The following is an 18,525-nucleotide window of genomic DNA, read 5'->3' on the forward strand; positions in this document are numbered from 1 at the left end:
GGTCCTGGCCTTCGCCAGGACGACAATAACTCTCCTCACCCGCTCCTCTTCTGCCGCGTGCTCGTCAGTAGCACCAGCATGAAGGAGGCCGCCGTCATCAGCGTCGAGATCGCAGCGATGGTCGGGTCGATCTCGTCGCGGAGCGCTGTGAACATGCGCTTGGTCAGCGGCTGGAACTGGCCGCCGGAGATGAACAGTGCGACGATGGTCTCGTCCATCGCCGAGATGAAAGCGAAGATGCCGCCGGCGATCACGCTCGACTTGATCTGTGGCAGCGTCACCGCGAAGAAGCTGCGCAGGCGGTTCATGCCGAGGCTGCGCGCCACCATCTCCTGCGCGGGGTCGAAGCTCTGCAGGCCCGCGAGCACCGAGATGACGACATAGGGCAATCCCAGCATCACGTTCGCGAGCACGAGGCCGGGCATGGTCGCGACCAGGCCGACCTTGGCATAGACGAAGAAGATGCCGACCGCAGTGATGATGATCGGCACCACCAGCGGCAGCAGCAGCGCCATGTGGATGATGCGCATGATGCGCAGCTTCGACTGGCTGATAGCATAGGCGGCGGCCACGCCGAGCGGGGTCGCGATCACGACGGTCAACAGCGCGACCGTCAGCGTCACCCGCGTCGCCTGCATCCAGGCGGAGTTGGCGAAATATTGCTGGTACCAGCGCAGCGAGAACGACGGCGGCGGGAAGGTCAGGAAGCGCGCGCTCGAGAACGAGATCGGCGCGATGATCAGCACGGGAAGGATCAGATAGACCAGCACCAGCGCGCTGATCAGGTAGAGCGCAATCCGTGCGGGCGAGGCGCGCATCATTTCTGCCCCAACACGCGGTCGAGCGATATGAAGCGGCTGACGACGAAGAAGATCAGGAGCACGCTCAGGAGCAGCACCACCGCGACCGCGCTGGCCGCCCCGAACTGGTTGTAGAGCTCGACATTGCGGCTCACCAGCATCGACACCATCACGGTGCGGCCGCCGCCGAGCAGCTCTGGCGTGATGTAAAAGCCGAGGCAGAGCACGAACACCATGGTGCAGCCAGCGAGCACGCCTGGCAGCGACAGCGGCAGGAACACGCGGAAGAACGTCAACGACGGGCTCGCACCCAGGCTGGCACCGGCCTGCATGAGATCGCCGGGGATCTTCTGCATGGTGGCATAGAGCGGCAGCACCATGAACGGCAGCAGGATGTGCACGGTCGCAACCACCGTGCCGAACGTGTTGTGGACCAGCGCGAGCGGCTCGGAGATCACGTCCAGATAGCGCAGGAACTGGTTGATCACGCCGGTGCGCTGCAGCAGCGCCAGCCACGCATAGGCCCGGACCAGCACGCTGGTCCAGAACGGCAGCACGACCAGCGACAGGACGAGGATGCTCCACGCTTTCGGCAACGAGTTGGCGAGATAGGCCACGGGATAGCCGAGCAGCAGCGCAATCAATGTGACCGCGAGACTGATCTCGAAGGTCAGCGCAAAGCTGCGCCAATAGACATCTTCGGTGAACACGCGGCGATAATTCTCCAGCGTAAAGCCGTCGTGGTAGACCGACTGCCAGGCGAGCCAGCCGACCGGCAGCACGATCAGAGCCAAGATCACCAGCAGTGCCGGCGACACCAGCGCCAGCATCAGGCCGTGCTCGCGGCGCCGATGCTTCTGCGATGGATCGGACACGGATGTCGTCAAGGCTGCCTCGCTCACTTCTGCATGAACGACGCCCAGCGCTTCTCGGCCGCTTCGCCCGCGGGCGAGGACCACCAGGCATAGGACATCAGCGCCTGCTTGGCCGCGTTGGCCGGCTCGCTCGGCAATTGCGCGGCGCGCTCGGGCTTGATCACATTGGTCTCGAACGCCTTCGGATTACCGGGGCCGTAGTCGATGTGGAGCGGCAGGTTGGCCTGGTGCACGGGATCGACGGCCTCGTTGAGGAACTTCACCGCCGTCTCGTGATTCGGCGCGCCCTTGAGGATGCAGAGCGAAGTGCTCTGCAGGATGCCCTGGTTGTAGGTGAAGGCCACCTTGGCGCCTTCCTTGGCGACCGCGCTGACGCGGCCGTTCCAGGCCATCTCCATGTCGACCTCACCGTCATTGAGCAGCTGCGCCGACTGCGCGCCGGAGGTCCACCACACCGTGATGTGCGGCTTGATCTCTTCCAGCTTCTTGAAGGCGCGGTCGACGTCGAGCGGATAGAGCTTGTCGGGCGAAACGCCGTCCGCCATCAGCGCCGCCTCGAGCGTGGCGATCGGATGGTTGCGCAGCGCCCGGCGGCCGGGGAATTTCTTGACGTCCCAGAAATCGGCCCAGCTGTTCGGCGCATCCCTCGGGAACGCCTTCTGGCTGTAGGCCAGCACGCTGGAATAGAATTCGTAGGACACCGAATAGGGACTGCGATAGGCCTCAGGCATCGCCGCTGCGTTCGGGATCTTGGAGAAGTCGAGCTTCTCGATCAGCCCCTGCTCGCCGCCGCGCAGGCAATAGCCGGTCGGGGTGTCGACAACATCCCAGATCGGCCTGCCGCTGCCGACCTGGGTCTTGATCGCGGGCCAGGCGTCGGGAATGGAGTCCTGGTTGATGGTGATGCCGAGCTTCTTGGCGGAGGGATCGAGGATCGCCACCGTCTGCGCCTGCTGATAGGCGCCGCCCTGCGAGACGAAGGTGATCTGCTCGGCTGCACTGGCAGCCGTGGTGGTCAATCCGATTGCACCAAGCAATGCGCAGCCAAATCCAAACTTCTGCTTCGTCGTCATCCTCACCTCCTCCAAATAGATCTCACTGACCGATCGCATCGAGAAACTGGTACCAGCCGGCGACCAAGCGCACGGCGGGCTCGCGCAGCGGATAGAACGGAATCGCTTTCATGCGCCTGATATCGAGCAGGCCGACCTCGGGCGTCTCGCCGCGCACGAAGGCGGCGAGATAGCGGCCCATCAGGCTCGACATTGCGACACCGGCGCCATTGTAGCCCATCGAGACCAGCGTGCGGTCGTCGAGCCGGCCGATATGCGGCACCGAGTCCAGCGTCATCGCGACAAGGCCCGACCATTTATAGGCGAGCGGGATATCGGCGAGATCGGGGAAGATGCCGACCATCGCCTTGCGCAACGCATCAAACGCCGGTTCGGAATCCTGCTTGCCGAAGGCGCCACGGCCGCCGAAGATCACGCGATTGTCGACCATCCGGAACCAGCGCATCATGCGCTTGGTCTCGGTATAGGTGCGCCCCGTCGGCATCAGCTTGCCGGCGAGATTGCGCGGCAGCCTGTCGGTGGCAATGATGGCGCTGCGGAACGGGATCAGCGTGCGCTGCATCTGCGCGGTGGCATCGGTCAGATCCGAATAGCTGTTGGTGGCGATGATCGCCTGCTTCGCCCGCACCGCGCCTTTCGGCGTCTCGGCGACGATGCCGCCATTCTCCCGCCGGAGTTTGACCACCGGCGACTCCTGGAAGATGGCAACGCCGCGGCGCGCGACGCCGTCGGCAAGGCCGCGCAGATAATTCAGCGGATGAATGCCGCCCGAGCCGGGATTGAGCACACCGCCGACAAAGACGTCCGAGCCGGTCTCCTCGCGCACGCCGCGCTTGTCGAGGATGCGGACCTCCGCATCGCCCATCTCGCGCGTCATCCAGTTGGCTTCGTCGATCGCGGCCTTCAGCGTCGTCTCGTTATGCGCCGCCTTGACCTGGCCGGTGCGGGTGAGGTTTGCGCTGGTGATGCCGAACTCGGAGACGAGTTCTTCGACCATGTCGGTCGATTCATGCGCGATCTCGTACATGCGCCGCGCCATGGCGCGGCCGTGCACGGCATCGATCTCGCGGAACGAGAGGCGGAATTTCGCGGTGATCACCCCACCATTGCGGCCGCTCGCGCCCCAGCCGGGGCGGTTGGCCTCCAGCACGACCGGCGCAAGCCCGCTTCTGGCGATGTGGTGCGCAGCAGAGAGGCCGGTGTAGCCCGCGCCGATGATCACCACATCCGCCTGTCGCTCGCCCGACAGGACCGGAAACTCGCGCGCCGGCTCGGCCGTGGCGGCCCACAGCGAGTTGGCTGACGGCAGCGCGCTCCTGTCCCGTGTCATGCCTGCGCTCACGGACTCAGGCCGCCGGGCCGATAGCGGCGTCGGCGAGCGCCTTCAGCGTCGGATAATGGAAGTCCGGCTTGGTCAGCGTCTCCACCGCCGGCGTGCCGCCGAAGCCGGCGATGCCCTGGCGGCGCTCGATCCAGCACACCTTGTAGCCGAGCTTCCGCGCGATCCCGATGTCGTGGTACTGGCTCTGCGCGACGTGCAGGATGTCGGACTGCTTGTAGCCGAAGGCGGACTGGCGACCCTTGTTGTAGGCGAAGAATTCCGGGTTCGGCTTAGCCACGCCGGTCTCGTCGGCGCAGACCGTGTCGTCGAAGGGATTGCCGAGCGCATGCGCGTAACAGGAGAGCGCAACGCGGTCGGCATTGGTCATCGCGACCAGCCGGAATTTGGTGCGCAGGCGCTTGAGCGCTTCGACCGAGTCCGGGAACGGCCCCCAGCGCAGCACGGCGAGCTGGAACATGTCGCAGGACGCATCGTCGGCCGGCAGCCCGAGCTCCTTGGCGAGATAGCGGTAGACGTGGAACATCACCTCGCTCGAGCGCTCGTAATGCTTGTCACGACCGCGCTTGTAGGATTCGAATATCTGGTCGTCGCTGAGCTCGGCTGGCGTCTTGCCCGAGATCCTGCGCACCGCGGCGAGCACGCCGGTCTCGAAGTCGATCAAGGTGCCGACGACGTCGAAGGTGAGAACCTTGAAATTGCTGAACGCGGCTTGGGTCGACATGTTCGTTTCTTCTCTCAGGTTGCAACAAGGCTTCAGTCCACCCTGGGCACCACGATGGTGTCCTCGGGGTGAAGGGTGACGGTGAGACTGCCGCCGAGCGGCGGAATGCGGCTGTAGGCCTGATGGTAGCTCGGCTGGCGCAGGCTGAGCGCGATGCCGCCTTCCAGCGCCAGGAAGACACGCAGGCTCTCGCCCTGATAGACGATGTCGGTGACCGTGCCCGTCAGCCGGTTACAGGCGGCATCCTGCACGCCGTCGTCGATCAACAGTTTTTCGCTATGCACGGCGAGCATCAACGCATCGCCATCCGGAATGGCACGGGCGCTGCGCAGCAGCGCGTTGCCGAGCGCGACGCTGGCCGCATCGACACGGCGAACGGGCAGCATCGTCGCTTCCCCGATGAAACTCGCGACAAAGGAATTTGCGGGATGATCGTGCAACCGCTCGGGCACGTCGATCTGGATCAGCCTGCCGTCCTTCATCACGGCAACCCGATCGCTCATGGTCAGCGCCTCACGCTGATCATGGGTGACGTAGATGATGGTGGCGCCGATGCGCTTGTGCAGCGCGCGCAGCTCGATCTGCATGGATTCGCGCAGCTGCTTGTCGAGCGCGGAGAGCGGCTCGTCCATCAGGATCAGGCGCGGCTCGAAGATCATGGCGCGGGCCAGCGCCACGCGCTGGCGCTGGCCACCAGAGAGCTGCGCGATGCCGCGCGCCTCATAGCCGGCGAGGCCGACCATCGCGAGCGCCGCGCGCACCTTGTCGGGCCAGCTCGCTTTCGGCAGCCGGCGCGCGCGCAAGGGAAAGGCGACATTCTCGCCGACGCTCATATGCGGGAACAGCGCGTAGTTCTGGAACACGACGCCGAGATCGCGCTTGTGCGGCGGCATCCAGGTGACGTCGCGGCCGCCGAAGAGAATTGTTCCGCTCGATGGCAGGATGAAGCCGCCCAAAATGCCGAGCAGCGTGGTCTTGCCGGAACCGGACGGGCCGAGCAGCGAGACGAACTCGCCGGCGCCAACATTGAGGGACACGTCATCGAGGGCGCGAACCGCGCCGTACGTCTTGCTCGCGGACTTGATCTCGACGCTTTCCGCTCGCTTGTCCAACGATCGACCCTCGCCAGTCCGTGTGATGGCGTGCCTCACTGCGCGCCATAAGCCTGCTTTATAGACAGGATTCCGAGCACTCACGGACGAAGCGTGCACCGCACCAAATCTTCCTCCGCAGGCCCTGTCTTTTTGGGCTGTCATGCCAATGACATCAGACTTGGCAAAACTCGGCAATTGCCAAATTCTCACGCGGCTCATAACATGAGGTTATGCCCGAGCTGCGCCGCATGCTGCCGTCCAGCAACGCCCTGTTCGTCTTCGACGCGGCGGCGCGCAATGGCAGCTTCACCGCGGCGGCCGCAGAATTGAACGTCACGCAGCCGGCGGTGAGCCGGATGCTCGGCCAGCTCGAGGAGCATCTCGGCGTTCGCCTGTTCGATCGCACGGCCGGACGCGCGGTGCTCACCGAAGAAGGCGAACTGCTGTATCGCCGCGTGCTCGAAGGCTTTCGCAGCATCGAGAGCGGCCTCGTGGAAATCGAACGGCGGCGCAAGGGCACCGAGACGGTGACGCTGTCGGTCTCCTCCGCCTTCACCACGCATTGGCTGATGCCGCGCATCGACAAGCTCCAGAAGCAGTTTCCGCAAGTCGATCTCCGCTTCCAGCTGATCTCCGGCGCGCTGCGCGGGCCGGTGGACAATGTCGATCTCGGCATGCGTTTTCGCGATCGCGACGAGCCGTCGTCCGGCGGCACGCTGATCATGAAGGAAGTCATGCTGCCGATGTGCAGCCCCGGCTATCTTGGCGAGGCCGATCCCAGTGAAGGCAACACCATCATCCGCCTCGCCGAGACGCCGGGCGACTGGGCCGCCGATTACGCATCGCTCCTCACCGGGCGCCGCGGCGCGGCCAAGGCGCTGAGCTTCACCGACTATGCCGTGGTGGTGCAGGCCGCGCTGCTCGGCCAGGGTATCGCGCTCGGCTGGCTGACGGTGGCCTCGCACTGGCTTCTCACCGGCGCGCTGGTGCCGGCCTCCGATACCCTCACCACCACGCGCCGCGTCTGCGAATTCCTGCCGCCGCGCAACCGACCGATGCGCCCCATCGCCGTCGAGATCCGCGACTGGATCATCGCCCAGATGAAAAGCGAGATCGCGGCGATTGACCGGCTCTATCCGAAACTCGGCGCGATGGCGGCGTGTTATTGAGGACGCGTTGGGGTGCGGCACCTCTCCCCTCACGTCATTGCGAGCGCAGCGAAGCAATCCAGAGTCTTTCCGCGGAGGGATTCTGGATTGCTTCGCTACGCTCGCAATGACGATGTGGGTGGGGCTTTCGTATAGCGGTTATCTGACTCGCGGCGAGTCCCCCTCACCCGGAATCCGTGCTTTCAGCGCGCATTCCGGCCTCTCCCCGCAAGCGGGGAGAGGCGAAGAGTTCACCGATGCTCGATCGCCCTGATCGCGCCGCGGAGTTCGGCGAGGCCGCGCAGGCGGCCGATCGCGGTGTAGCCGGGATTGGTGCGCTTGGTGGCGGCGAGATCGTCGAGCATGCGGTGGCCGTGATCGGGACGGAACACGATTCTCTTGTCTCGGGAACGCCGCGCATTCTCCTTTAGCAGCGCCTTAAGCACTGCGACCATGTCGACGTCGCCGTCGAGATGATCGGACTCGTAGAACGACAGGCCGTCCGCCTCGCGCTTGGTCGCGCGCAGATGGGCAAAAGCGATGCGAGGGCCAAAGCGCTCTGCCATTTCCGGCAGATTGTTCTCAGGCCGCACGCCGAGTGAGCCCGTGCACAGGCAGATGCCGTTCGCCTTGGACGGCACGGCGTCGAACAGCGCCTGGTAATCCTCGGCCGTCGAGGCAACGCGCGGCAAGCCGAACAGCGGGCGCGGCGGATCATCCGGATGCAGCGTCAGCGATACGCCGAGTTGCTCGGCGACCGGCGCGACACGGCCCAGGAATTCGGCGAGATGCTGCCGCAGGATCTTTGGCGTGATGTCGCGATAGGTTTCCAGCCGGTCGCGGAATTGCGGGATGGTCATCGGCTCGGTGGTCGAGCCCGGCAGCGCACTGGCGATGACCATCACGAGATAGTCGATATCGGCCTGGCTCATCTTGTCGAACAGCCGTTTCGCGCGCGCCTGCTGCTCCGGCGAATACTCCTGCACGGCGGCAGGTCGCTTGAGGATGTGCAGCTCGAAGGCGGCAAAGCGGTCCTGGTCGAAGCGCATGGCGCGGGCGCCGTTCGGCAGCTCCCATTCCAGATCGGTGCGGCACCAGTCGACGACAGGCATGAAATTGTAGCAGATGATCTTGATGCCGGCGCTAGCGACAACCTCCAGACTTGCGATCCACGCCTCGATCGACTTGGTCGCCTTGCCCCCGAGCCGCTTGACGTCGTCGGGGATCGGAATCGATTCCACCACCGACCAGGTCAGTTGCGAGCGGCCGGGCTGGCCGTTCTCGATGAAATTCTTGCGCTCCTCGACCGCCTTGCGTGTCCAGGCTTCCCCGATCGGCACCTGATGCAGCGCGGAGACAATGTCCGTCGCGCCGGCCTGCCTGACATCGTCGAGCGAGACCGGATCGTCCGGCCCGTACCAGCGCCATCCTTCCAGCATCATGCCAGTTCTCCAATCAGTTCGCGGTCAGCACGACCTTGACGCTCTGCGAGCGGTCGAGTGCCAGCCTGAGCGCATCGGGCGCGGTCGACAGCGGCCGTTCGGCTGTGACCAGCGACAGCACATCGACACTACCGGCGGCGATCAGTTCCACCGCCGTCATGAACTCGAAGCCAAAGCGGAACGAGCCGCGCAGGTCGATCTCCTTCGCCATCACCGCGTTCGACGGCGTCGGGATCTGCCCGCCCGGCAGATTGCCGATCTGCACCACGACGCCGCCGCGCCGCACGATGCCGATCGCGCTCGCAAGCCCCGCGGCCGTGCCGGAGACCTCGAACGCGACGTCATAGGGTCGCGAAGCGGCCTGCGCCTTCAGACCCTCCTCCCCGCCCGAGACGTTTTCGACATGCGAGGCGCCGAGCCGGCTTGCGAAAGCCAGTGGCGCCGGCGCGATGTCGGCCACCGTGACATCAGTCATGCCGGCGCGGTGTGCGGCGAGCATGGTCAGAAGCCCGATCGGGCCGGCGCCGAAGATGATGCCGCGCTTGCCCTCGATGTTGCCGGCGCGCGCGACCGCGTGCAGGCAGACCGCGAGCGGTTCGGCCAGCGCCGCAGCCTGATAGGACACGTGATCCGGGATCTTCACGCACTGCGCCGGGATCGCATCGAAGTAATTGGCGAAGCCGCCCTGCATGTGCGGCGTCTTCGAGGCCGAGCCCATGAAGTAGATGTTCTCGCAGAGGTTCGGCCGGCCTTCGCGGCAGGCGACGCAATGGCCGCACCAGCGCGACGGATTGACCGCGACGCGGTCACCGACCTTCAGGTTCGCCGTGGCGCCAGAGATCTCCACGACCTCACCGGAGATCTCGTGGCCGAGCACCAGCGGTGACTTCACCACGAAATCGCCGGTGCGGGCGTGGCGGAAATAATGCATGTCCGAACCGCAGATGCCGCCGGCGCCGAAGCGGATGCGCACCATGCCGTCTGCGAGCTTGTCGAGCGGATGCTCGATCATGCGCAGGTCTTCTGGTCCGAACAGAGTTGCGGCGAGAGCAGTGGAGGTCATTTGGAGAGTCCCATGTATTTTGGCAGCCAGAGGGTCAGGTCGGGAATGTAGGTGATCGCGATCAGCGCGAGCATCAGCGGCACCAGCCAGGGCAGGATCGCCACCGTCGTGCGCTCGACCGAGAGCTTTGCCACGCGGGCAAGCACGAACAGCACCATGCCGAGCGGCGGGTGCAGCAGGCCGATCATCAGGTTCAGCGTCATGATCAGGCCGAAATGAATGGGATCGATGCCGAGCTTGAGCACGATCGGCAGCAGGATCGGCACTAGGATGGTGATCGCCGCCGTGGTGTCGATGAAGCAGCCGACGAACAGGATCAGGACGTTGGCGAGTGCCAGGAACACCCATTTGTTGTGGGTGACGCTGAGCATCCAGTCCGACAACGTCTGCGCGGCCTGTGACACCGTCAGCAGCCAGGCGAAGATCGAGGCCGCCGTGACGATAAACAGCACCGAGGCCGTGGTCTCGATGGTGTCGAAGGTCGCCTTCGCCACCGTTTGCAGCGTCATGGTGCGGTAGCGGACGAGGCCGAGGAACAGCGACCAGATCACGGCGGCGACCGCGGCTTCCGTCGGCGTGAACCAGCCGAGCGTCATGCCGCCGATCAGGATCACCGGCGCCATCAGCGCCATCACCGCCGAGAAGTCGAAATACCAGTCGACCACGAGCAGCGTGCCGAGACCGATGACCACGGCCATGTTGACCGAAAGACCGGCCAGCACCATCAGCCAGATCGCGAGGGGAAACGAGAGCACGATGACGATCTCGAGCCCGGCCGAGCCGAGCTGCGGCCAGGAGAACGGCGTATCGCTGCCCCATTTGTTCTTGTGTGCGAAATAGGTGACGGTGGCCATCATGAACAGGGTCAGGACGATGCCGGGAATGACGCCGCCGAGAAACAGCGCGCCGATCGAGACGTTCGCCATCATGCCGTAGATCACGAAGGGCAGCGACGGCGGGATGATCGGCCCGAGCGTCGCCGAGGCTGCGGTGACGCCGACCGAGAACTCGGTAGAGTAGCCGTGGTCCTTCATCGCCTTGATCTCGATGGTGCCGAGACCGGCGGCGTCCGCGATCGCGGTGCCGGACATGCCGGAGAAGATCACCGAGCCGATGATGTTGACGTGACCGAGGCCGCCGCGCATCCACCCGACCAGCGCGACGGCGAATTTGTAAATGCGCCCGGTGACGCCGGCAATGTTCATGAGGTTGCCGGCCAGGATGAAGAACGGCACGGCAAGCAGCGGAAAGCTCTCGACGCCGGCGATCATGCGCTGCGCCAGCGTGACGTCGGGCGTCACGCCGCTGACCAGGATGTAGAGCAGCGACGACGCGGCCATGGCAATCGCCACGGGAACGCCGAGCAGCATCAGGATGAGAAAGCCTCCGAGCAACAGCAGCATGATGTTATATCTCCGATCCGTCGTAGGCACCGGGACGTTCGAGGACCGAATAACCCTGCCGCCAGTGTTGCAGCGCCGCCTGCACCGAGCGAAGGAACATCAGCACGAAACCGAGCAGCACGGCGTAATAGACGTAGTTCTTGGGGAAGTTGATCGTGGTCATCTGCTCGTCGCCGATGATCTGGATGTAGACCCAGACCAGCTTGGTGGCGTAGCCGAAGAAGGCGATCCGGATCAGGTCGATCAGCGTCGACAGCGCACGGCCCACGGGCCGTGGCAGATAGCGATAGACGAGATCGACCTGGATGTGCCGCGACAGCCGCACGCACATCGCGGCGCCGATGAAGACCACGCCGATCAGGCAATAGGTCGCGATCTCCTCGGTCCAGGCGTAGCTGTCGTTCAGCACATAGCGGGTGAAGAACTGGAGGAAGACGGCGAGCGCCATCACCCAGAAGATCGCCAGCGCCACCCAATCCTCGAACGCGTAGATGCCGAGGTCGACCTTCGGCGTCGCCTCCTCCTCGAAGGTGTGGGCGATCTCGTCCGCGGTGATCTGCCGGTGTATTTCGGCGGTCGACATGGGGTTGCTCCTCAAACGTCTCAATCGTCATTCCGGGCGGCTCGAAGAGCCGAACCCGGAATCTCGAGGTTTCCGGATTCGACGCTTACGCGTCGCTCCGGAACGACGGGCATCGGTTACTTGACCGCCTGAATCCGCTCCCAGTCGGCCTTGCGATAACCAAAGGTCTCGAACGCAACGTTCTTCAGCACGGTGTCGCGGAACTCGTTCTTGTCGACCTCGGTCACGCTCAAGCCCTTCTCCTTGAAGAAGGCGACCAGCTTGGCCTCGTTCTGCTTGATCTCTCCGGTGGCCTTGGCGGCGGCTTCCTGCGCCACGTCGGTGAAGATCTTCTTGTCCTCGTCGGAGAGCTTCTTCCACAGCGCGCCGGCGACCACGGTGTTGAGGTGATCGACGATATGGCCAGTCAGCACGATGTGCTTCTGCACCTCGTAGAACTTCTTGGCCTCGATCGTCGTCAGCGGATTCTCCTGCGCCTCGACGGTGCCGTTCTGGAGCGCGAGATAGACTTCGGCGAAGGCGATCGGCGCGGTGTTGGCGCCGCAGGCGCGCGGCATTGCCAGATAGGCCGGCACGTCGGGCACGCGAATCTTCAGGCCCTTCATGTCGGCGCAGGTCTTGATCGGCTTGTTCGACGAGGTCTGGCGCACGCCGTAATAGGTCACCGCGACGATGTGGTGGCCGCTCTTGTCCTCATAGCCCTTGGCGAGCTCCTTGAAGATGTCGCTCTTGGTGTAGGCGAGCAGATGGTCGGCATCACGGAAGGTGTAGGGATAATAGGTCACGCCGATCGGCGGGAAGCTCTTGGCCGCGAAGCTCGAGCCGGAGATGATGATGTCGACCGAGCCGAGCGACAGGCCCTGGTTGATGTCGGCCTCCTTGCCGAGCTGGGAGGCCGGATAGACCTCGATCTGATAGCGCCCGTTGGTGCGCTTGCCGATCTCCTGCGCGGCCCAGACAGAGGCGGTGTGGAACGGCTCCGACGTCTCGTAGACATGAGCCCATTTGAGCTTGGTCTGCGCCATGCCCGCATTGGTCGCAGCCAGCAGCGCAGCGGCGGAGATCGCCGCGGCAATCGTCATCTTCTTCAACATCGACTTTTCCTCCATCGTTCAAGTCTGCTTCTTGTTCGCCCGCCCCGACAAGGATGCGGACCGCCCAATCTCATCGCCGCCGCGCGTGGCTGCTCGCAGCCCGCTTCTTCGGCGCATGTTTTGGTTTTGACGGTTTTGCCGCAGGTCGCACCGTGCTGCCGCGTCCGGACGACGATCCCGCCGCGTTCTCGGCGCCAAAATTCTGCGCAAAGCGTTCCTGGGAGCGCGCCAGATGAACGCGCATGGCATCGCGCGCGGCGTCCGGATCATGCGCCACGATCGCGTCGCGCACCGCGCGATGCTCGTCGAGCGCCGTGCGCCACGTGCCCGGGCTCTCGAAATAATGCGCAAGCTGCGCGAAATAGGGATTGAGGCGCTGATCGAACAGCTCGCCGACCACGCGCACCAGGACTGCGTTGCCAAGGCTGCCGGCGATTGCGACGTGAAACGCGCGGTCGTGGACCATCGAAGCTTCGCCGGGATGCTCGACATTCTCCATCGCGACAAGGGACGCATCGATGCGGGAGATATCGTCCTTGGTTGCCACGCGCGCGGCCTGTTCGGCGATGGCGCTTTCCAGGAATTCGCGGGCGCGCAGCAGCTCGAACGGGCCTTCGATGACGGAAGCGGGTGCCGGTGCCGCAATGGCGGCGGGCTCGATCACGTAGATGCCGGAACCGACGCGGATGCGGAGGCGGCCTTCGACCTCGAGCGCGATCAGGGCTTCGCGCACCGTCGGCCGCGACACCTTGAGCTGCTCGGCGAGCTCGCGCTCGGTCGGCAAGCGGCTGCCGACCGCGTACTCGCCGCTGTCGATCAGGCTTCGCAATTGATCGGCGACCTGGCGATAGAGCCGTCTCGCCTCCACAGCTTCCAGCGGCACGCTGGTCCTCCCGAAAGGATCGCGCGACGCACCTCAAGCACTCCGCGACCGGCCAATTTTGGAAAATTGGTCTTACCAATTGACCGGAGCATTGACCGAGGACGGGCGCCATGTCAAGCAGCGGCAAAGCAAAGGGGAGACGTCCATGCGCCTTAATTCGACGCGCCTTGGCCGCGCCAATCTCGACCGGCTGCCACCTCGCATCCGCCGCCCGGCCTATGACCGCTCGCGCGTCACGCCCGGAATCGTGCATCTTGGTCTCGGCGCATTTCATCGCGCGCATCAGGCCGTCGTCATCGACGATTGCCTTGCGGCAGGCAGCGCGTCTTGGGGCATCGTCGGCGCGAGCCTGCGCAGCCCGGATACGCGCGATGCCCTCGCTCCACAGGACCACCTCTACACCGTTGCCATACGGTCGGCCGAAGGCACCGGGCACCGCGTCATCGGCGCGCTGCTCGACAGTGTCGTCGCGCGCGAAAATCCTTCGCGGCTGGTCGGGCGGATGGGCGATCCCGCCATTCGCATCGTCTCCCTGACCGTCACCGAGAAGGGCTATTGCCACACACCGCAGACCGGCGATCTCGACGAGCGGCATCCCGATATCGTGCACGATCTCAACAATTTCGACGCGCCGCGCTCGGCGCCCGGCTTCATCGTGGCTGCGCTGGCGCGCCGCCGCGCACAGGGCCTTCCGCCCTTCACCGTGCTGTGCTGCGACAACCTCGCCGCCAACGGCCACACCGTGCAGCGGATCGTGACGCAGTTCGCCGCGCTGCGCTCGAAGGAGCTCGGCAAGTGGATCACGGATGCGGTCGCCTTCCCCTCGACCATGGTCGACCGCATCGTGCCGGAAACCACGGATGCCGACCGGGAAGCGGTGTCATCCGCGCTGGGCATGCGCGATGCATGGCCCGTGATGACCGAGCCGTTCACGCAATGGGTGGTCGAGGACCGCTTCACGGCGGGCCGGCCCGATCTCGCCGCCGCAGGCGTCGAGCTCGTCAGCGACGTGAAGCCGTTCGAGCTGATGAAGCTGCGGCTGCTCAATGCCAGCCATTCGGCGCTGGCCTATCTCGGCTATCTCTCAGGCTACGAGACCATCGCCGGCACCATGCAGGACCCGCATTTCGCGCGCCTCGCCGCGCAGGTGATGGAAGAAGCCGCGGTGACGCTGACAATGCCTTCAGGTACCGACCTTGCCGCCTATCGCGCCTCGCTGCTCGAGCGCTTCGCCAATCCTGCACTACACCACCGCACCTGGCAGATCGCGATGGACGGCTCGCAGAAGCTGCCGCAGCGCCTGCTCGGCGCGATGCAGGATCGCCTGCGCAAGGATTTGCCGATCGCAACCCATGCGCTCGCGGTGGCCGGCTGGATGCGCTACGTCACCGGCCTCGACGAGCAGGGCCGCGCCATCGACGTGCGCGATCCGCTCGCCGGCGAATTCGCCGCATTGGCGCGCGAGGCAGGTCCTGTCGCCGAGCGGCTCGCGCCCGCATTGCTCGCCGTCGCAAAGGTGTTCGGACCCCTTGGCGCCGAGCCGCGCCTGCGCGAGGCGGTGACCGCGGCGCTCGGCCGTCTCTACAAGGATGGCGCACGGCGGGCAGTGGCAACGCACGTCTCGGCGTGACTGCGAAACGGGCCATGCTGCACTGCGGTCAAAATTGACGGAAGTCGCGCTTGATTTTTGCCAGTCATTGCCGCACCCGAGAGGCATGGCAAAGGACAGCAAGGTCATCGCCGCGAACGCGGCCTTCTACGCCGCCTTTTCGACCGGCAATTTCGACGAAATGGAGCGGATGTGGGCGGATGATGACGCCATTTCCTGCATCCATCCCGGCTGGCCGGCCATTATCGGGCGGGCCACCGTGATCGGAAGCTGGCGCGACATCCTGCAAAACCCGGAGCGGCCGCAGATCGTCTGCGCCGAGCCGCAGGCGATCATCGACGGCGACAGCGCGCGGGTGCTCTGCATCGAGATCGTCGACGGCACCGCCTTGGCCGCATCGAACCATTTCCGCCGCGTCGGCGACGGCTGGCGCCTGGTGCATCACCAGTCGAGCCCGATCGCGCAGATTGTCGAGCAGGCAGAAGAGGATAGCCCGAGCCACCGGGTCCACTGAAGACGGCGATCACGCCGGCGTGATCTACTGTGCATGGGGTTGTTTTGCGACTTTTTGTTTGGCGCCTCATTCAAGCCCCGACAAATCGTCCAGCACGACCCGCGCATCGCTGAAATCATCGTCCCGGAAGAACATGCTGCGCGTGATCAGAACCGGTATGCCGGCACGTGAGGCCGCGATCAGGCCGTTGGCGGAATCTTCGATCGCGACGCAGTCGTGCGCATTCAGCTTCAGTCGCGCCAGGACCTCTAAATAGACGTCCGGCCCCGGCTTCTTATGCCGCACGTCATCGCCGGCAACGATCGCGTCGAAATCGCCGGCCCAGCCCGTCCCCAGTGCCTGCGAGAGCAAGGCGTCGATATTGCCGTGAGAAGTGGTGGTCGCGATCGCGAGCCGCTGGCCGCGCTCCCTCGCCACGGCGAGCAGCTCCGCCACGCCGGGCCGTAAGGGGCAGCAGCCGGTCTCGACCAGCTCGGCATAGTGGGCGGACTTGATGCGGTGAAGCTCCGCGATGTCCGCGTCCGCCAATGGCCGGGCGATCCGCCGCCTTGCATGGTAGGCGCGCATGCGTTCCTTGCCCCCAGTCACCCGCAGCAGGTCTTTGTAGACGGCGCGGTCCCACTCCCAGCCAAGCCCGTGGCACGAGAAGGCATGATTGAAGGCCTGCCGATGCAGCTCCTCGGTTTCGGCCAGCGTGCCGTCGACATCGAAGATCAGCGCGGCGGCTTGCCGGATCAGGTCGGCGGCCTCGCATGCTAACGCGGCGGGTGCTTCTGCCTGCATGATCGATGATCTCCCCTGACGCCCGGGTGACCATCGCCCGAGGCCGCAGGTGAGACAAATCGCAATATCTTTTGCCGGCCCCAAAAATCTCTTATGAGCGGGGACGCGCGCAGCGGCGCGACGGGAACTCCGACCAGCACGGCAGACGCATGCGGCTCTTCATTCTTGGCTTCGGCTATAGCGCCAGGCACTTCGTCCGCAGGTTCGGCGGCGCCTTCTCGCACATCGCCGGCACCGTACGCGATCCCGCCCAGCGACGTGATCTCGCCGGCATCGAGGCGCATCCCTTCTCCGGGAGTGATCCGGATCGCAGGGCGGTCGAACGCATCAGCGACGCCGACGTCCTTCTCATCTCGATCCCGCCCGGCAGCGCCGGCGATCCCGCGCTTGGGGCGTTCGGCAATGTGCTGGCAGCGGGCCGCCGCAAGGTCGTTTATCTCTCCACAATTGGCGTATATGGCGATCACGCAGGCGGGTGGGTCGACGAGAACACGCCGCCGCAGGCTGCGCTCGAGCGCACGCAAATGCGGATCGCAGCGGAGCAAGCCTGGACGGATGCGTCAGGCGGCGATGTCGCGATCCTGCGACTTGCCGGCATCTACGGTCCCGGCCGCAACGCGCTCGCGACGCTACGGGCAGGAACGGCCCGGCGCATCATCAAGCCGGGACAGGTCTTCAACCGCATCCACGTCGACGACATCGCGAGCGCGGTCACGGCCGCGATTCATCACCAGGGCGGCGGCACCTGGAACGTGTGCGACGACGAGCCTGCGCCGCCACAGGACGTGATCGCCTACGCCGCGCAGCTGATGGGCGTTGCACCACCGCCGGAAGAAGCGTTCGCGACCGCCGAGATGTCGGCGATGGCCCGCAGCTTCTATGCCAGCAGCGCCCGGGTCTCCAACGCAAAACTGAAGCGCGAGCTCGGCGTCACCCTCGCCTGCCCGACCTATCGGCACGGCCTCGATGCGCTGTGGCGCGCAGGCGAAGGACGATAGGGCTCCTGAGCGACGGGAATCCCGGTATCGGCTCGCCAGGCTTTTCCGGATCTGATCGTGTGCCGGATTTAACTGCTTGGCCGCGTTGCGGCGCGATATCCATTAACCGAAAACTGCGGTTCTTCCGCCGCAGTCCATCCGGGAGAAGCGCCAACGATCCGCGCCCCCGCGCAAATCGACGCGCGCCGTTGCAACAAATGGGCGTCATCAGGGCCGGAGCGACACATCATATTGCTCAGTCATCGCACATCACCGTCAATCCGGGCGCGAGCCGCCGTGATTTGATTGAAATTTTCAGAAGAGTTGAACCGAGCGATTTACTCGAACTTTCTTTGTGACGCCCTAGTTCCACGGCCGGAAGTTCCATCTCCGGAAAACCGGAGAAGGTCTTCCCCGGCGCGAACTGCCGTCCGGCCAGGACGAAGGAGCGCCCGAGTGCATCATCTCGTCCACCCAGATTGCGCTCACTCAGGGCTCAATTGAATAAAGCTTTATCCGACCTGGAATTGAAATGAATTTGGCTCGCGAATCGATTGAACTGTTGGAGCAGGTCGCGCGAATCCTGTGGTTCGAAGGCACCAAGCACGGATTGCGCGACCGCGAGTGGATGGCGCTGCGCTTCCTCTCTCGCGCCAACCCGTTCTCCCGGACGCCTTCGGCGCTGGCGAGTTACGTCGGCACCACGCGCGGCACCGCCTCATTCATCATCGGCGAGCTTGAGCGGCTCGGCTATCTCGAGCGGAAGCGCTCGGCCAAGGACAAGCGCTCGGTGATGCTGAGCGTGACGCAGCAGGGCAAGAAGTTCCTGGTGCGCGACCCCGTCACCGTTCTCGTCGAGGCGATTGCCGTCCTCGACGACGACGTCAAGATCCGCTTTCGCGACACGTTGCGGCACGTGCTGGATCAGTCGGACGCAGCCGAGCAGCGGCACCACACCGACATTTGCAGGCGATGCATCTTCCTCCGAGAAGATCGCACCGCCACGGACAGCAAGACGACGGTGGAGTTCAGCTGTCGCCTGTTTCGCGCGCCGATCGCGGAGGCGGAAGTCGATCTGCTATGCACCAGCTTCGAGCATCACCGCCAATAGAAGACTCCAT

At 64.8% G+C, this 18,525-nt stretch carries 18 protein-coding genes; 5 read left to right on the forward strand and 13 right to left on the reverse strand.

Annotated elements, in window-relative coordinates:
• Positions 1-35: 35 nt before the first annotated feature.
• The 6 genes from ACNJX8_RS35320 to ACNJX8_RS35345 form a co-directional block, all read right to left on the reverse strand.
• Positions 36-821: an ABC transporter permease gene (locus ACNJX8_RS35320; protein ID WP_439358467.1), complete on the reverse strand. Its 786-nt coding sequence runs from the start codon at positions 819-821 to the stop codon at positions 36-38.
• A complete protein-coding gene (locus tag ACNJX8_RS35325) occupies positions 818-1,630 on the reverse strand; it encodes an ABC transporter permease (RefSeq protein WP_164934375.1) in 813 nt (270 codons plus the stop codon). The genes ACNJX8_RS35320 and ACNJX8_RS35325 overlap by 4 nt, the downstream gene beginning before the upstream one ends.
• A gap of 68 nt (positions 1,631-1,698) precedes the next feature.
• Positions 1,699-2,748, reverse strand: a complete 1,050-nt coding sequence (locus tag ACNJX8_RS35330) for an ABC transporter substrate-binding protein (RefSeq protein WP_439358468.1) — start codon at positions 2,746-2,748, stop codon at positions 1,699-1,701.
• Positions 2,749-2,770: 22 nt separating this feature from the next.
• Entirely contained in the window at positions 2,771-4,078 is a 1,308-nt protein-coding gene (locus ACNJX8_RS35335) for an NAD(P)/FAD-dependent oxidoreductase (RefSeq protein WP_439358469.1), read from the reverse strand.
• A 16-nt stretch (positions 4,079-4,094) separates the two neighbouring features.
• Positions 4,095-4,811 (reverse strand): HAD family hydrolase, encoded by a 717-nt coding sequence (locus tag ACNJX8_RS35340; protein ID WP_091879782.1) that lies wholly within the window; start codon positions 4,809-4,811, stop codon positions 4,095-4,097.
• A gap of 32 nt (positions 4,812-4,843) precedes the next feature.
• Positions 4,844-5,923: an ABC transporter ATP-binding protein gene (locus ACNJX8_RS35345; RefSeq protein ID WP_439358470.1), complete on the reverse strand. Its 1,080-nt coding sequence runs from the start codon at positions 5,921-5,923 to the stop codon at positions 4,844-4,846.
• A gap of 212 nt (positions 5,924-6,135) precedes the next feature.
• On the opposite strand from ACNJX8_RS35345, the gene ACNJX8_RS35350 reads away from it, so the two are divergent.
• A complete protein-coding gene (locus tag ACNJX8_RS35350; RefSeq protein ID WP_439358471.1) occupies positions 6,136-7,074 on the forward strand; it encodes a LysR family transcriptional regulator in 939 nt (312 codons plus the stop codon).
• 230 nt (positions 7,075-7,304) lie between these two features.
• Here the strand turns inward: ACNJX8_RS35350 and uxuA are convergent, their stop codons facing one another.
• The 6 genes from uxuA to ACNJX8_RS35380 form a co-directional block, all read right to left on the reverse strand.
• Complete coding sequence (gene uxuA / locus ACNJX8_RS35355; protein WP_439358472.1) at positions 7,305-8,495, reverse strand: mannonate dehydratase; 1,191 nt, start codon at positions 8,493-8,495, stop codon at positions 7,305-7,307.
• 13 nt (positions 8,496-8,508) lie between these two features.
• Positions 8,509-9,558 (reverse strand): L-idonate 5-dehydrogenase, encoded by a 1,050-nt coding sequence (locus ACNJX8_RS35360; RefSeq protein ID WP_439358473.1) that lies wholly within the window; start codon positions 9,556-9,558, stop codon positions 8,509-8,511.
• Entirely contained in the window at positions 9,555-10,961 is a 1,407-nt protein-coding gene (locus ACNJX8_RS35365; protein ID WP_439358474.1) for a TRAP transporter large permease, read from the reverse strand. The genes ACNJX8_RS35360 and ACNJX8_RS35365 overlap by 4 nt, the downstream gene beginning before the upstream one ends.
• A gap of 4 nt (positions 10,962-10,965) precedes the next feature.
• On the reverse strand, positions 10,966-11,544 hold the full coding sequence (locus ACNJX8_RS35370; RefSeq protein ID WP_128956050.1) for a TRAP transporter small permease: 579 nt from the start codon (positions 11,542-11,544) through the stop codon (positions 10,966-10,968).
• Between the two features lie 116 nt (positions 11,545-11,660).
• The gene (locus tag ACNJX8_RS35375) at positions 11,661-12,638 is read right to left on the reverse strand and encodes a sialic acid TRAP transporter substrate-binding protein SiaP (RefSeq protein ID WP_164940153.1); all 978 of its coding nucleotides are present in this window, start codon (positions 12,636-12,638) and stop codon (positions 11,661-11,663) included.
• Positions 12,639-12,708: 70 nt separating this feature from the next.
• The gene (locus ACNJX8_RS35380; RefSeq protein WP_439358475.1) at positions 12,709-13,521 is read right to left on the reverse strand and encodes a FadR/GntR family transcriptional regulator; all 813 of its coding nucleotides are present in this window, start codon (positions 13,519-13,521) and stop codon (positions 12,709-12,711) included.
• A gap of 145 nt (positions 13,522-13,666) precedes the next feature.
• On the opposite strand from ACNJX8_RS35380, the gene ACNJX8_RS35385 reads away from it, so the two are divergent.
• Together ACNJX8_RS35385 and ACNJX8_RS35390 are read left to right on the forward strand one after the other, a co-directional pair.
• Positions 13,667-15,151: a mannitol dehydrogenase family protein gene (locus tag ACNJX8_RS35385; protein ID WP_439358476.1), complete on the forward strand. Its 1,485-nt coding sequence runs from the start codon at positions 13,667-13,669 to the stop codon at positions 15,149-15,151.
• An 85-nt stretch (positions 15,152-15,236) separates the two neighbouring features.
• Entirely contained in the window at positions 15,237-15,644 is a 408-nt protein-coding gene (locus ACNJX8_RS35390) for a nuclear transport factor 2 family protein (protein WP_091879810.1), read from the forward strand.
• A 66-nt stretch (positions 15,645-15,710) separates the two neighbouring features.
• On the opposite strand, the gene ACNJX8_RS35395 is transcribed toward ACNJX8_RS35390, so the two are convergent.
• Positions 15,711-16,427: an HAD family hydrolase gene (locus ACNJX8_RS35395; protein WP_439358477.1), complete on the reverse strand. Its 717-nt coding sequence runs from the start codon at positions 16,425-16,427 to the stop codon at positions 15,711-15,713.
• Between the two features lie 149 nt (positions 16,428-16,576).
• Between ACNJX8_RS35395 and ACNJX8_RS35400 the strand changes: the two genes are divergently transcribed.
• The gene (locus ACNJX8_RS35400; RefSeq protein ID WP_439358478.1) at positions 16,577-17,425 is read left to right on the forward strand and encodes an SDR family oxidoreductase; all 849 of its coding nucleotides are present in this window, start codon (positions 16,577-16,579) and stop codon (positions 17,423-17,425) included.
• A 511-nt stretch (positions 17,426-17,936) separates the two neighbouring features.
• On the forward strand, positions 17,937-18,515 hold the full coding sequence (locus ACNJX8_RS35405; RefSeq protein WP_128936219.1) for a MarR family winged helix-turn-helix transcriptional regulator: 579 nt from the start codon (positions 17,937-17,939) through the stop codon (positions 18,513-18,515).
• Positions 18,516-18,525: the final 10 nt, after the last annotated feature.

Origin of the sequence: Bradyrhizobium sp. SPXBL-04 (assembly GCF_051853035.1) — a bacterium.
GTDB classification, from domain to species: domain Bacteria; phylum Pseudomonadota; class Alphaproteobacteria; order Rhizobiales; family Xanthobacteraceae; genus Bradyrhizobium; species Bradyrhizobium zhanjiangense.

What these genes read in the sequence shown, in the direction of transcription:
- ACNJX8_RS35320 (WP_439358467.1), bottom strand. Translation starts at nt 821, where the DNA reads ATGATGCGCGCCTCGCCCGCACGGATTGCGCTCTACCTGATCAGCGCG.
- ACNJX8_RS35325 (WP_164934375.1), bottom strand. Translation starts at nt 1,630, where the DNA reads ATGCTGGCGCTGGTGTCGCCGGCACTGCTGGTGATCTTGGCTCTGATC.
- ACNJX8_RS35330 (WP_439358468.1), bottom strand. Translation starts at nt 2,748, where the DNA reads ATGACGACGAAGCAGAAGTTTGGATTTGGCTGCGCATTGCTTGGTGCA.
- ACNJX8_RS35335 (WP_439358469.1), bottom strand. Translation starts at nt 4,078, where the DNA reads ATGACACGGGACAGGAGCGCGCTGCCGTCAGCCAACTCGCTGTGGGCC.
- ACNJX8_RS35340 (WP_091879782.1), bottom strand. Translation starts at nt 4,811, where the DNA reads ATGTCGACCCAAGCCGCGTTCAGCAATTTCAAGGTTCTCACCTTCGAC.
- ACNJX8_RS35350 (WP_439358471.1), top strand. Translation starts at nt 6,136, where the DNA reads ATGCCCGAGCTGCGCCGCATGCTGCCGTCCAGCAACGCCCTGTTCGTC.
- uxuA (WP_439358472.1), bottom strand. Translation starts at nt 8,495, where the DNA reads ATGATGCTGGAAGGATGGCGCTGGTACGGGCCGGACGATCCGGTCTCG.
- ACNJX8_RS35360 (WP_439358473.1), bottom strand. Translation starts at nt 9,558, where the DNA reads ATGACCTCCACTGCTCTCGCCGCAACTCTGTTCGGACCAGAAGACCTG.
- ACNJX8_RS35365 (WP_439358474.1), bottom strand. Translation starts at nt 10,961, where the DNA reads ATGCTGCTGTTGCTCGGAGGCTTTCTCATCCTGATGCTGCTCGGCGTT.
- ACNJX8_RS35370 (WP_128956050.1), bottom strand. Translation starts at nt 11,544, where the DNA reads ATGTCGACCGCCGAAATACACCGGCAGATCACCGCGGACGAGATCGCC.
- ACNJX8_RS35375 (WP_164940153.1), bottom strand. Translation starts at nt 12,638, where the DNA reads ATGTTGAAGAAGATGACGATTGCCGCGGCGATCTCCGCCGCTGCGCTG.
- ACNJX8_RS35385 (WP_439358476.1), top strand. Translation starts at nt 13,667, where the DNA reads ATGCGCCTTAATTCGACGCGCCTTGGCCGCGCCAATCTCGACCGGCTG.
- ACNJX8_RS35390 (WP_091879810.1), top strand. Translation starts at nt 15,237, where the DNA reads ATGGCAAAGGACAGCAAGGTCATCGCCGCGAACGCGGCCTTCTACGCC.
- ACNJX8_RS35395 (WP_439358477.1), bottom strand. Translation starts at nt 16,427, where the DNA reads ATGCAGGCAGAAGCACCCGCCGCGTTAGCATGCGAGGCCGCCGACCTG.
- ACNJX8_RS35400 (WP_439358478.1), top strand. Translation starts at nt 16,577, where the DNA reads ATGCGGCTCTTCATTCTTGGCTTCGGCTATAGCGCCAGGCACTTCGTC.
- ACNJX8_RS35405 (WP_128936219.1), top strand. Translation starts at nt 17,937, where the DNA reads ATGAATTTGGCTCGCGAATCGATTGAACTGTTGGAGCAGGTCGCGCGA.